Below are 13,761 nucleotides of genomic sequence, written 5' to 3'. Positions count from 1 at the left end.
CGACTCAGCGCGCCGCCTCATGCACCCAGGCGCGCTGAACCTGATTCAGGTCCACCTCCAGCACTGTTGCATAGGTATCGTCCTGTACCGGGTAGCTTTTGACCACCCGTGCGCCACGCACGATACCGGCAACGGCCGTTTTGAAGCTATCATTCTGCACCACCATGTCCTCGACCCGTGTAGTGCCATACAGATACTGCCCATGAATGATACCGGCCAGCTCCTGATAGGCTCGCAGCTTGGACGCACGCATCGCCATCAACATCCTCTGCTGTTCGGTCTGCCCCGGCTGCAAACTAATCGGCGCATAGCCGGTCGCACTGACCCAGTTCGGCTCTACAGGCGCCTCAATTCGAGGGCTCGCGTGCACGTCCGGCAACGCTTCCGCCACCGTCTTGGCCGAATGCACCACAGTTTCACAACCGGTCAGTACCAACGCCAGCATCATCAGAACCACTGATCTCATCACTGAGAACCTCCAGCCGGACCTTGCCGGTTTTCGATGATCATGCCACGCTCTCGCGCTTCCAGCAGATCGTAGCCGGGCCAGCGTTGCTCCAGGCGGGACAGAGGAATGTGGCTCTGGCCGGAGGCCAGCACCTGACGTGTTGTGGTATCGAGCAATCGAGCGTTAATCACAACACCATCAGGGTGCAGCGCATAGGTACCGGTAAGCACAAAGTAGATTCGATGACGGGTACGCAGGGCCGACATGTTATAGGGCTCGATATCCGGCTTTACACTGGTCACCAGGCTCTGTGCGCGGTAATCAACCAGATTGTAACCCCGCTGCTCCAGCTGAAACACAAAACTGTCACCCAGCCGTTCGCCCAGTTCGCCCACCTGGCCCGGTTGCAGCAGGTTGCGAAAAGCCAGCACAGCCAGCGGCAGCCGACTGATATTGCTTTTGTCCATGCCTGTTTCCAGCTGATGTGCCATCTGCACAACCGCCTCACTGACAGGGTCCAGTCCATTGCGATCACCCCCTGTCTGTTTCAGCTCGGTTCTGCCGTACGACCGCTCTGACCGGGCATCTTCTATTTGCGCAAGCACTTGAGGATGCATGCTGACTACATGAGCCTGGACCGGGCCGGGCCCCTGCTGGGCGCAGCCGGCCAACAGCATCAGCAGACTGCAGGCTGTAAGCACTGCCACTCTCATCAGTTTTGCTCTCTGTCAGGTGTGATTTTTCTGAATGTACCACAAAATGGAGCGATGACAGGAGAGTACCGCCGTCAGCGTTTGCATCGCACTCGCAAATTGCATACCTTTTGGCCAATACCTGAGGACACTGACCATCATGCTGACCCGACTTTGCCGTCTGCTACTGCTCTGCCTGACACTGGCCATCCCCCATGTTGCAGCCATCACCATCGAAGCCGAGGGCTCGGCACCGATTATAAATAATGACCTTGATCAGGCGCGAGAGCTGGCCGTCAGTCGTGCCCGAGAACAGGCTTCCCTTCAGGGCAGCGCCTGGATTTCTACCACACAGGAAGTACGTGACGGCATACTTGAAATTGACAATATGCGCATTAACAGCCTGACCCAGCTCAACAACATCCGCATCATCGATGAATACATCCGTGGCAGCCTGCTGACTGTGCGTATCCTGGCCGAGGTAGAAGCTGAGGCCGGCTGCGCCAACGGCCAGCCTCCCCTGGCCTATCGCAAAACGATTGCCATCGGCGGATTCAGCCTCGCCCGTCCCGCTGACGCCAGCCATGGCAATCTGCAAGGCATTCAACAGGGACTGGCCACGATAATCAGTCAGTCTTTGCAACAGAGCACACTTAATGTCATTGACCGTGGCAATCTGCAGTTGATGGGCAACCAGGATCAGCCCCCCCAGCAACTGTCCGAGGGCGCTCTTTCCCGCCACTTGAATCACGCACAACAGCAACAAACCCAGTTCCTGGTAACCGGCATTATCCGGGACCTGAGCCTGCACAACCCGGCGGGCCCTCGTCCACCCAACATCCTGCTCGACACCTACCGCAGGCTCGACTTCGCCAGCTCAAAACATCTGCGCAACTTTGTATTGGACCTCTACATTTTTGACACTTTCACAGGCCAGATGATGTGGCAACAATCCTTCGCCACAGCAGGCCGCTGGAACCGCCCAGTACATGAAAAAACAGGCTTCGGGAGCCCCCTGTTCTGGCAGCAGGACTTTGGCCAGAAGGTGGAGGCCACCCTGCAGGATATCAGTCGCTATATTGATGAAACACTGATGTGTGAACCGTTCCGCAGCAGCATCACACATACGGAAGGCAATGAGGCATGGATCGGCGCCGGCTCGCTGGCAGGCCTGAAACCGGGTGATCGGCTGAGCGTGTATAGACTCTACACCCATTATGATGCCAATCAGATGCCGATGAGCGAGCTGCGCAACACTCGCCAGACGCTGACTCTGGAAGACGTACAACCCACCATGTCACGGGGCCGACTGCCTGCTGACAGCAACACCCTCAACATCCAGCAGGATGATATTGTAATCGCCCATTGAGCAGCTTAGTCTTGCGCCCTTGAATCATCCACACCCATACAGGAGCACCACCAAAATGCAGAGCGGACTCTTTACCGAACTGGAAAAAAAGATTGAGGGATTAATCGAAGAGGTCGAACTGCTGCGACTGGAAGTCAGCGAGCTGCGTGAGAGCAAGACAACACTGGAAGCCGAACGCGAAAGTACTGAGCAGAGTCTGCAGCGACTGCTGGGCAAGTTTGACCGGCTTCGGGAAAGCGAAAACCTTTGACAGATATTTGCAGCCGTGCGGAACCAGCGCCCGCACGGCCAGCAGACTCAGCGCTGAGTGCCGCGAATCTTGATCTCGACGCGACGGTTCATAGCCCGCCCCGCTTCAGTGTCATTATTGGCAATCGGGTAACGCTCACCCAGACCGCGCGCATCCAGTCTCAAGTGGCTGACCCCAACCGAATTCAGGTAGCGTGCAACACTGGTGGCGCGACGCTCCGACAACTGCTGATTGTATTCAAATGAACCGGTTGAATCGGTATAGCCTTCCACTGCAACCTGACTCTTCTCGAACTTGATCAACACACGAGCAACCGAGTCGAGCACCGAGTAAAAAGACGGATCAACCCGATCACTGTCGGTGGCAAAGGTAATATTGCCCGGCATAATCAGCCGGATGTCATCCCCGACACGCTCCACTCGAACACCGGTACCTTCAAGCTGCTGGCGCAGCTGCATTTCCTGCTGATCCATGTAATAACCGATACCACCACCAACAGCACCGCCAATAACAGCCCCTGCCAGTGCGCCCTCATTTCGATCGCCCTTGCCAGCCACGGCTGCACCCAGTACGGCGCCACCCAGAGCACCCAGACCTGCGCCCTTGGTTGCCTGCGACGTTTTAGACTCCTGAGTGTAGGGGTCCAGCGTTGTACACCCACCCAGCAACAATACTGACGCAAGTGAGGTGATCATCAGCTTTTTCATGGTTTCCTCCTGAATACGGTCTCCCGCTCCTCCATATGAAAGAGCAGGCCTGATACCTTTTAGCTCAGAATAGCTTAATACGAAATGAAAACCAGTATCGCTTTTACACCGGAGTGCATATGGGTGCTGGCCAGCGCCAGGATCAGACGATAAAATGCGCTGTTATCCTTCTTTGTCATCCGCGTCACCACTCCGAGGAGTATCTTTTGTCTCAGCTGCCTGTCATTGTCGGTTTTGGTGGTATCAGCCCCGCTGGTCGCTCTTCCTTTCACCAGGGCTATCGTCGCCTGATACTGGATCAGCTGGATGCATCCAGTCGACAGGATACGCTGGTTGATCTGGCAACACTGACCGGGCTTGCGCAGTATAATGCCGGCAGCTACCAGCTGCAGGGTGACACCAGCCAGCACTTCACGGCTGCAGAGCTGGCCAGCCGCATTGAACAGCAGGTACGAGACAACACCCTGATTCGCCGCATCCACCCCGATTGGTTCGATGTTAATGCCGTCATGTTCAACCGCCCAGCCAGCATCAAAGGCAGCGATCAAGGCCTGAGTTTCCGCCTGCGCAGCCGCCAGCTGCCGCAGCAAATCCCGGCAAACTGGCAGGTAGAAGAGATAGGTGGCGGTCAGGTTGAGGTACGGATCGACGGCAGTTGCGAACTGATTTTCCCGGATTCCAAACCAGCCCTGGTACAAAGTGCCGGCATGCTACCGACCGGGTTCGAGCCCGGCAAACTGTACCAGTCACGCAACCATCCCCGCGGCCTGCAGATGGCGGTTTATGCTGCCTCCGATGCACTGCGCTCGATGGGGATCGAGTATCAGACTATTCTGGATCTGCTCTCTCCGGATCAGATCGCAGTGTTCGCCAGCAACTCAATTGGCCAGCTGGACGATCTTGGCTTCGGCGGCCTGACCAAGTTCCCGGCGCTGGGCAAACGCACCACCTCCAAACAGATGCCACTGGGTTATGCCCAGATGCCGGCTGACTTCATCAACGCCTACCTGCTCGGTAACGTCGGCACGACCGGCGGCGCGCTGGGCGCCTGCGCCACCTTTCTGTACAACCTGAAAAGCGGCGTCGAGGCGATACGTACCGGCCGCAGCAAGCTGGTACTGGTCGGTGGCAGTGATGCCCCGGTAACGCAGGAGATCATTGAAGGCTTCCGTGCTATGGGCGCCCTGGCCGAAGACAAACAGCTGATGGCGCTGGACGGTCTTGCCGAGATGGCTGAGGAGCACTACCGCAAAGCCTGTCGTCCATTCGGCAACAACTGTGGCTTTACCATGGGTGAATCCAGCCAGTTCCTGGTGCTGATGAGTGACGATCTCGCACTGGAGCTTGGCGCTGACATCCACGGTGCGGTGGCCGATGTTTTTGTCCATGCCGACGGGCACAAAAAGTCGATTTCGGCACCGGGCATCGGCAACTACATGACCCTTGGCAAGGCGGCATCGCTGATCGGCACACTGTTGGGTGAAGAGTCACTCAAGCAGCGCAGCTTTGTACAGGCACACGGCACCAGCACCCCGCAAAACCGCGTAACCGAATCTCATGTCATCAACGAGACCGCCAAGGCGTTTGATATCCCTGACTGGACCGTCAGTGCCATAAAAGCCTATCTTGGGCACTCACAGGGCACTGCAGGAGGGGATCAGCTATTTGCGTCACTGGGCGTCTGGAAACACGGCATCGTGCCGGGTCTGACCACCACAACCGAAATTGCAGAAGATGTGCACAGCTCCAACCTGCATTTCCCGCTGACCCATAAGGAAACCGGCGCTACAGGGATGGACTCGGTATTGATTAACGCCAAGGGGTTTGGCGGCAACAACGCCAGCGCCGCTGTAATGGCACCCCATGTGGTCGAGCAGCTGCTGACAAGGCGCCACGGCGAAGCCGCCATGAATGCCTGGCGCAAGCGACGCGAGCAGGTACGCGAACAGGCCGAAAGCTATAACCAGTCTGCTATCATGGGTCAGGCAAAACCCATCTATCTGTACGACCACAACGTGCTGACGGGGGATGACCTGCAGATCAGTGCCGATGAAATTCGCCTGCCCGGTTATGCCAACCCGATCTCACTGCAGGTCGAAAACCCGTACAAAGATCTGTGCTGAAACGACCATAACAAGGAGGAATCGGGATGAAACAACTGCTGTTACCGGCCGCTGCAGCCCTGCTGCTCGGTGGCTGCGTCAACCTGTCAGGGGCTCTGAAGGAAGACCCGACCGCTGATCAGTTCTATGTCCTGGACACCCGTTACTTCCAGTTTTGCAAGGGTGAAACCCGTCGTTGCCAGGAGCTGACGTCCATCGTATCGGTACGTTACAAACTGGGGCCGATTGAAGAAACCTATGGTGAACAGATCAAGGGCCCGAACTACCCCGCCAGCCTGGCAAAGCTGATCCTCACCCCGCCGGATGGCAGCTACAGCAGTGAAGCGGTTGATGCAGAGAAGCGTTACTATCGCGTTCCCGTGAACAGCAAGACCGACACTGTCTGGAACACGCTGGAAGCCGCCTACAGCAGCATTTATCAATAAGGCAGCCGCAACAGACCGGAAGCCGTAGCAGTGGTTACGGCTGAAACTTCTGCATCGTCCATCCCTCGCAGTTGGGCAATGAACGCGGCCACTTCCGCCACACGGCAGGGCTCATTTCGCTTACCCCTGTGCCCCTGCAGTGGCATATCCGGCGCATCGGTTTCCAGCACCAGCCACTCCAGCGGCAGCTCAGCTGCCAGTCTTCTCAATTTACGCGCACGTTCGTAGGTGACAGCCCCACCAAAACCCAGCTTAAAGCCCAGTTTTGCATACTCCCGCGCCTGTTGTTCACTGCCGGAGAACGCATGCACGATACCCGCCCGGGGCAGGTGCTGACGACGCAACAACTTCAAAACCCGGTCGTGTGCTTTCACCGCATGCAGCAATACCGGCAGGTCGTGAGCCTTTGCCAGTTTCAGCTGCGCTTCCAGCAGCTGCTCCTGCTGTGCTGTCCCCTCTTGTCCGGAACGCAACTGTGCAGGGCGAAAGTCCAGGCCGATCTCGCCCACCGCCACTACGGCTCCTGCCGCCAGCGAAAGCATCTCATCCAGCCGTGCCAGATCGTGCTCAATATCATGACTGAAACAGGGATGCAGACCCAAAGCAGGATACAGGCTTCGATCTGAAGCACACAGATCCAGAACCCGCTCAAAGTTATCCACCGTGATCGACGGCACCACAATCTGCTCAACACCCGCAACGTGCGCACACTCAATTACCGCTGCTCGGTCAGGATCAAAATCAGCAAAATCAAGGTGGCAGATGGTGTCGATCAGCAATCAGTGCTCCCGCGTTGCGCGGAACTGGATATCCGGCCAGCGCTCTTCGGTCAGTGACAGATTTACCCGGGTTGGCGCCAGGTAGGTCAGCAGGCCGGAGCCATCCACCGCCAGATTGTCGTAGCCCTTGCGGCGGAAATCTTCCAGCATCTTGTTATCACTGCACTCCACCCAGCGTGCAGTCTGTACGCTGATCGGTTCGTACACGCACTCGACCTTGTACTCGTCCTTGAGACGGAACACCACCACTTCAAACTGCAGCTGTCCGACAGCACCAAGGATCAGGTCGTTGTTCTTCAAAGGCTGGAATAGCTGAACCGCGCCTTCTTCCGACAGTTGCTGCAAACCCTTCTGCAGCTGTTTCATTTTCAGCGGATCGGTCGGGCGTACACGGCGAAACATTTCCGGTGCGAAGTGCGGAATACCGGTGAACTTGAGGCTCTCGCCAGCGGTAAAGGTATCACCGATCTGGATGGTGCCGTGGTTGTGCAGACCGATGATGTCACCAGACCAGGCTTCTTCCACGTTCTCACGATCGCCGGCGATAAAGGTTACGGCATCAGCAATGCGGATATCCTTGCCGATACGCACATGTTTCATCTTCATGCCTCGAGTATAGGAGCCGGAGCAGATGCGCATGAAAGCGATACGGTCACGGTGCTTCGGATCCATATTAGCCTGGATCTTGAAAACAAAACCGCTGAATGCTTCCTCACTGGCCGCTACTTCACGGCTTTCGGTCGGACGCGCCGGCGGTGCGGGTGACCACTGGACAAAATCATCCAGCATCTCTTTCACGCCGAAATTGCCCAGTGCCGTACCGAAAAACACCGGCGTCATTTTACCTTCCAGATAGGCCTGTTGATCCCACTCATGACAGGCGCCCTTGACCAGTTCGAGCTCGTCAACCAGCTCGTCATAGTCATCTTCCAGCAGCGCGCGGGCCTCTTCCGAATCGAGCCCCTGAATGCGTTTGTCTTCCGGCAGCTTGTGGCCCTGACCCGGAGTGAACAGGTGGATGGTATCGGTGTAGAGGTTATACACACCCTTGAACCACTTGCCGGAGCCAATTGGCCAGTTGATCGGGGCCGCCTGAATCTTCAGCACCTCCTCAATCTCGTCAAGCAACTCGATCGGGTCACGAATATCACGGTCCATCTTGTTAACGAAGGAGAAGATCGGCGTATCGCGCAAGCGACACACATCCATCAGCTTGATGGTGCGCTCCTCAACGCCCTTGGCACCGTCCACCACCATCAGTGCCGAGTCCACAGCGGTAAGAGTACGGTAGGTATCCTCGGAAAAGTCTTCGTGCCCCGGTGTATCCAGCAGGTTGACGGTACGGCCGTTGTACGGAAACTGCATCACGGAGGAGGTGATGGAAATACCGCGCTCCTGCTCCATGCTCATCCAGTCAGATGTGGCATGCCGGTCGCTGCCACGCCCCTTGACGGTACCCGCCACCTGAATCAGCTGCCCAAGCAGCAGCAGTTTTTCGGTGATAGTGGTCTTACCGGCATCCGGGTGCGAGATAATGGCAAAGGTGCGGCGTTTGGAAACTTCCTGAGCGATGGACATGAATTCGGGTCTTCTGTTCTGGACAGGGACAGGGCGTTGCGCCCCGTGTGTGCGGTTGATCGTCAATGGCGGGTATTTTCGCTGATCACACCGGGTTAAACAATGTCCGTTTTCACTCAGCCCAGGCAACAGCATCGTGTGGGTGAAGGCTTTCAAGATGCTTGACCTGAGTACGTGGCGCCCTGAAGTGGGCTTGCAGGGCATCCTGTATACGCCGGGCCGCATCCTCCACAAACATCAAATTGGCGCCATTAAGCGCCGCAAACGCCTGCTCATCCGCCCGTTTCACTGCGGTTTGCACCGGTGTCGCAACGGCAGCCTCAATGGTATCAATCAATGCAAGCAGCGCCAGCGAAGGGTCGGTTGCCTCCAGGCCCACGCTGACACGCGCTTCACTGCGCTGGCTGTGCGGCGTTGCCAGTGTAGCGTTGCGGCGAAGCCAACTGGCCATTTCTTCACGATTAAGGGGCTGATCTCCGGGAAAATCGTCAAGAAAGCGACGCTCCACAAGCTGTCGTGCCAGCGCCGCCGAACAGGGACAGGTTGAGGAGTATTCCACAACCACTTCGGCGCGCAGACTGAAGCGGCCCTGTACCAGTTGAGCATTCAGCCTGACAGGGTACGATTTCCAGCCCGCCAGAGCCTCAGATACCAGTGCTGCCCGGCGCACCAACAGATTAAACGAAAGACCGATACGCGCACTGCTGCTGTTGCAGTCCCGGTGACTGTCGATCATCGCCAGCAGTACCTGCTGTATGCGCTCAGGTGTCAGCGCATCCTCACCCAGACCATCTAGCAAACGGTAAAGACGCGACATGTGAATACCCTTGATATGCGCAGCCGGCAGATCCACCTGAGCATCGGCACACGCATGCAGACTACGCCGGTAACCCGGCTCTGTCAGCGTAATGGGCAGATCAATGTCCTGCATCCCAACCCACTGCAAAGGGGTCATAAATGGGGCGTCGTCGGTCAAGGACACATCGGGCAGTACTGCATTCATAGGTATGTCGCTCTCAAAAAACTGCGGGTATTCAGCCGACCCACGGGGGTTTTGCCCACAGGCGACCATCAAATTAATGTTATGATATAACACATAATAAGACTTTGAATACCGTTACGCCCCCCCTCAGTGTATCAACCCTGACTGGACTCGCGCTTGAAACGGGCAAACATCCGCTCTCCCAGCACCAGCATGCAAGGGGTGAGCAATAAAGTCAGCAGGGTGGCAAAGGTCAACCCACCGGCAATGGCGCTGGACAGCTGCGTCCACCACTGGGTCGAGGGCGCACCAAAACCCAGGCTGGGTTCCAGCAGATTGACGTTTACGCCGATCACCATCGGCATCAATCCCAGCACTGTGGTAATGGCGGTGAGCAGTACCGGACGCATGCGCAGACAACCGGTTTCCAATGCTGCATCTACAGGCGACATGCCCTCACTGCGCAACTGGTTGTAAGTGTCGATCAGGACGATATTGTTGTTCACCACAATACCTGCCAGCGCAATGATGCCCATACCCACCATGACAATGCCAAACGACTGGCCATTGACCAGCAGCCCGATCAGAACACCCGCGGTCGAAAACACGATGGCCGACAGCACCAGAAGAGTCTGGTAAAAGCTGTTGAACTGGATCACAAGAATCAGCATCATCAACAGGATTGCAGTGATGAAGGCACTGATCAGGAAGCTGGCCGACTGCTGCTGATCCTCACCCTCGCCCCCAACACTGAGGCTTACACCCTCAGGCAAATTACTGTCACTGGCCTCCAGCAGCGCTTGCAGCCGCTCCGCCACTTGATAGCCTGACGCCACATCGGCCTGCAGTGTAATGGTCCGCTGACCGTCCACGCGGCGCAGGGTGCCAGTCTTATGAGACGGCTGCAGCGTCACGAAATGACTCAGTGGCATTTGTCCACCATTGCCAGTCAATGTCATGCGCTGCAGCTGATCCAGGCTGCGCCACGACTCGGGCAGGCGCACACGAATATCAACTTCATCCAGCGCGTCTTCAGGCCGCCAAGTAGCCAGCAACAAACCATTACTGACCATTTGCACGGCATTACCGACGGATAGCACATCCGCACCGAAGCGAGCGGCCTCCTCCCTGTCCACCTGCAGCTGCCACTCGATGCCCGGTAGGGCACGGTCATCCTCGATATCCACCAGGCCGCCCAGCTCAACCATGGCACTGCGCACCCGGCTTACCGCCTGATCCAGTGCTGTGCTGTCCTGTGAACTGAGTTTCAACACCACCGGCTTACCGGCGCTGGGGCCCTCCTCCTGTTTGCGAAATTCAAGCTTCAACCCGGGAAGATCAGCGGTTCTATCACGCATGTCATCCAGGATGGTGGCCGCCGGACGGCGCTGATACCAGTCGATCAGCTGAAACTGCAGTATTCCAATCACGTCTTCAGCCATTTGCCCGTCGGCCATGGCAAAACTGCGCGCGTACAGCACCTCGACCTCAGGCATGCCAAGCAAACGCTGCTCTACCCCCTTGACCAGCGTGTCCCGCTCATACACGGACAGATCACCACGGGCGTGAATCAAAACCTGGGCGGACTCCGGCTCCACATCCGGAAAAAACTCAACGCCATGGTTAAAACGACCATAAAAAGCGTAAACCAGAAGCATGGCCAACAGCATCGCCGTCAACGTTTGTCCGGGCCTTGCCAGCAAAAATGCCAGCGTGCGGCGATAGCCACGGCCCAGCCTGCTGTTGCGGCTTTTCTGTGGCGACAGGCGCCCACCTCCGCTGACCTGTCCCATAACCGGCAGAAACACCAGTGCCATCGCCAGTGACGCCAGCAGGCAAAGGATCACGGTAGCTGGCAGGTATTTCATGAACTCACCCACGATACCCGGCCAGAACAGCAAGGGCAGGAACACCATAACAGTTGTGGCAACGGAGGCGATCACCGGCCAGGCCATGCGACTGGCAGCACCAGCCCAGGCCTCAGCCGGGTTCATCCCCTGCTGGCGGTTACGATCAGCCAGTTCAGATACCACGATTGCACCGTCCACCAGCATTCCGGCCACCAGTATCAGCGAGAACAGCACAATGATGTTCAGCGTGAATCCCAGCATGTAGATCAGCAGAATACCGGTCAAAAAGGCGCCGGGGATGGTCAGCCCCACCAGTAACGATGAGCGCAGCCCAAGCGCCGCCAGCATTACGATCAACACCAGCACTACCGCCGTCAACACGTTATTGAGCAGATCGGTAAGCAGTTCCTGCACCTCTTCCGACTGATCCATCACGTAGTGCACCTGCACCCCCTCGGGCAGCAGTGGGCGCGCCTGCTTGATCAACTCCTTGATCTGATCAATGGTGTCGATGATGTTGGAGCCGGCACGCTTGGACACTTCCAGCACCACACCCGGTTGACCATTGATACGCGCAAAGCCGGTGGGGTCCTTGAAGGTTCGACGCAGCACCGCCACATCGGAGAAAGTGACGACCCGATCATCTTCCACCTTGACCGGCATGTTGAGCAGATCTTCGATATTTTCGATCACGCCGGGCACTTTCAGCGGCAACCGCCCCGAACCGGTATCAAGGCTGCCGGCGGCGACCAGCCGGTTATTGTTGCTGACCAGCTGGTAGAGGGCGGCATAGTCCACGTTGTAGCTGTCCAGTACCTGAGGGTCGACAATGATCTCAAGCAGGTCTTCACGATCACCGCCGATATCCACTTCAAGCACATCGGCAATACCTTCTATTTCCTGCTTGAGCCGACGCGCGGTTCCAACCAGTTCAGCTTCACTCACCGGGCCGGAAAGGGCTATGGACAGCACCGGAAAGAGGGCGATATTGATCTCGTTCACGCTGGGTTCGTCGGCCTCAGCCGGCAGTTCGGTGCGGGCGGTATCAACCTTCTCACGCACATCCGCCAACGCGGTTTTGGGGTCAAAACCGGCATCGAACTCCAGCATCACCGACGCGTGTCCTTCCGCGGCGATGGAAGTCATCTCCTTCACTCCTTCGAGCGATCGCAACTCCTGCTCCATCGGCCGCACCAACAGCCTCTCTGCATCCTCGGGGCTGATCCCTTCAAGGCGCATGGAAACATATATATAGGGGATGGTGACATCCGGGTTGGCCTCCTTGGGAATTGTCACCCATGAAGCAAACCCAGCCGCAAGCAGGATCAGCAACAGCAGCAGAGTGGCTCTGCTGCGGTTCATTGCGGCCCGAATCAGCGCATCCATCAACGCGTCTCCGACGCTTGATCAACCTTGACCTGCTGACCCTGCGAGACAAAGCCGCCGCCCAGCGTGATCAACCGAATTTCTTCCGGCAACCCACTCACCCAGCTGCCTTCGGTTCCGGTACTGATAAGCTGCACCGGGGCGAACTGTACCCGGTCGTCCGGCTCCAGATACAACACACCCAACTGACCGCCTTCACCCAGCGTCAGCAGGGCTGTGGAGATCCGGTGAGCATCCACGCCGCCGATATCGATCCGAACCGTGGCACTGGCGCCGGCGATTCTGAGACCTTCGGGGTTTTCCAGCCGTATCTCCACTGTAAAACTTCGGGTGGCGCTATCCGCCTCCCTTGAGATGTGACTGACAACACCGCTGAAAGTACGTTGATCCAGCAAAACCACTTCTGCTCGTTGCCCCAGCTCGAGCCCGACCACCTGTTGCTGCGGCACCTGCGCTCGCACTCGCAGTACTGCCGTATCGAGCAACCTCCCCCACACTTGACCGGCAACCAGATAGTCCCCCAGGTCCACATCGAGACTGTCAAGTACGCCTGCGAAAGGTGCGACCGGACGTGTGTGTTCAAGTTCAAGTTCTGCACTGCGTACTGCCTGCTCAGCAGCGGCCAGCTCACTTTGTAATCGCAACAGGTCGGTTTGTGCATTCAGTCCCTGCCGACGCAAACTCTGTCCTGCTTCCAGCTGACTGCGGCTATAGGCCAGCTGGGCACGCGCCTGCGACAGGCGGCTGCGGCGGTCGTCTTCCGACAGTTGCAACAGAAGATCGCCCTTAGCAACCTGAGCACCCCGCCCTACCGGCAGAACATCGACTGTAGCACTGATCTGTGCACGCAAATCCACACTTTGCCAGGGCTCTACCTGCCCCTGCAGCACAATTTGTCGACGATAGGGCTGAGCCGCACTCAGCCTGGCAGCGACCGTAATCGGCTGTGCTACGGGAGCAGCCGCTTCAGGTGCATTGTCGCGACTGCTGAGCAGTTCACCGCTGAACAGCCACACCAGCAACGCCAGCGTGAGCAGCAAGGCTAGATGACCAAAACCGGGTTTGAATTTCATGGCCTGACAAGACTCCGTTTCGGGCCTGAATCGGGGGATAAAAGCTGGCTTAAGACTACCATTGCCATGGTGCAGGGTCATCCGGTTTCAGCTTTAACC

12 protein-coding genes are annotated in these 13,761 nt (G+C 57.3%); 4 read left to right on the top strand and 8 right to left on the bottom strand.

Annotated features, from left to right (window positions below; genetic code table 11):
- Positions 1-4: 4 nt before the first annotated feature.
- A complete protein-coding gene (locus ACAM29_RS17880) occupies positions 5-466 on the bottom strand; it encodes an LPP20 family lipoprotein (RefSeq protein WP_369625155.1) in 462 nt (153 codons plus the stop codon).
- A complete protein-coding gene (locus ACAM29_RS17875) occupies positions 466-1,161 on the bottom strand; it encodes a FlgO family outer membrane protein (protein WP_206836362.1) in 696 nt (231 codons plus the stop codon). The genes ACAM29_RS17880 and ACAM29_RS17875 overlap by 1 nt, the downstream gene beginning before the upstream one ends.
- 139 nt (positions 1,162-1,300) lie before the next feature.
- On the opposite strand from ACAM29_RS17875, the gene ACAM29_RS17870 reads away from it, so the two are divergent.
- Complete coding sequence (locus ACAM29_RS17870; RefSeq protein WP_369624947.1) at positions 1,301-2,509, top strand: flagellar assembly protein T N-terminal domain-containing protein; 1,209 nt, start codon at positions 1,301-1,303, stop codon at positions 2,507-2,509.
- Positions 2,510-2,564: 55 nt separating this feature from the next.
- On the top strand, positions 2,565-2,759 hold the full coding sequence (gene zapB / locus ACAM29_RS17865; protein WP_091826869.1) for a cell division protein ZapB: 195 nt from the start codon (positions 2,565-2,567) through the stop codon (positions 2,757-2,759).
- A gap of 47 nt (positions 2,760-2,806) precedes the next feature.
- Here the strand turns inward: zapB and ACAM29_RS17860 are convergent, their stop codons facing one another.
- A complete protein-coding gene (locus ACAM29_RS17860) occupies positions 2,807-3,466 on the bottom strand; it encodes an OmpA family protein (RefSeq protein ID WP_091826868.1) in 660 nt (219 codons plus the stop codon).
- 206 nt (positions 3,467-3,672) lie between these two features.
- Between ACAM29_RS17860 and ACAM29_RS17855 the strand changes: the two genes are divergently transcribed.
- Positions 3,673-5,589 carry a beta-ketoacyl synthase gene (locus tag ACAM29_RS17855; protein ID WP_369624946.1) on the top strand — a complete coding sequence of 639 codons (1,917 nt, stop codon included), beginning with the start codon at positions 3,673-3,675 and terminating at the stop codon, positions 5,587-5,589.
- Between the two features lie 26 nt (positions 5,590-5,615).
- On the top strand, positions 5,616-6,014 hold the full coding sequence (locus ACAM29_RS17850) for a hypothetical protein (protein WP_369624945.1): 399 nt from the start codon (positions 5,616-5,618) through the stop codon (positions 6,012-6,014).
- Here ACAM29_RS17850 and ACAM29_RS17845 read toward each other — a convergent pair.
- From ACAM29_RS17845 to ACAM29_RS17825, 5 genes are all read right to left on the bottom strand, one after another.
- Positions 6,008-6,793 (bottom strand): TatD family hydrolase, encoded by a 786-nt coding sequence (locus ACAM29_RS17845; protein ID WP_369624944.1) that lies wholly within the window; start codon positions 6,791-6,793, stop codon positions 6,008-6,010. The genes ACAM29_RS17850 and ACAM29_RS17845 overlap by 7 nt on opposite strands.
- Positions 6,794-8,371, bottom strand: a complete 1,578-nt coding sequence (locus ACAM29_RS17840) for a peptide chain release factor 3 (protein WP_369624943.1) — start codon at positions 8,369-8,371, stop codon at positions 6,794-6,796.
- Positions 8,372-8,483: 112 nt separating this feature from the next.
- Complete coding sequence (folE2, locus tag ACAM29_RS17835; RefSeq protein ID WP_369624942.1) at positions 8,484-9,374, bottom strand: GTP cyclohydrolase FolE2; 891 nt, start codon at positions 9,372-9,374, stop codon at positions 8,484-8,486.
- A gap of 134 nt (positions 9,375-9,508) precedes the next feature.
- Positions 9,509-12,589, bottom strand: coding sequence for an efflux RND transporter permease subunit (locus ACAM29_RS17830; RefSeq protein ID WP_369624941.1), 3,081 nt, complete (start codon positions 12,587-12,589; stop codon positions 9,509-9,511).
- Positions 12,589-13,662: an efflux RND transporter periplasmic adaptor subunit gene (locus ACAM29_RS17825; protein WP_369624940.1), complete on the bottom strand. Its 1,074-nt coding sequence runs from the start codon at positions 13,660-13,662 to the stop codon at positions 12,589-12,591. The genes ACAM29_RS17830 and ACAM29_RS17825 overlap by 1 nt, the downstream gene beginning before the upstream one ends.
- Positions 13,663-13,761 lie beyond the last annotated feature (99 nt).

The sequence above is a fragment of the Marinobacterium sp. BA1 genome (assembly GCF_041155135.1).
Lineage (GTDB): Bacteria > Pseudomonadota > Gammaproteobacteria > Pseudomonadales > Balneatricaceae > Marinobacterium > Marinobacterium iners.
The sequence above is the reverse complement of the archived record's forward strand: the minus strand, read 5'-3'. Positions and strand labels throughout refer to the sequence as shown.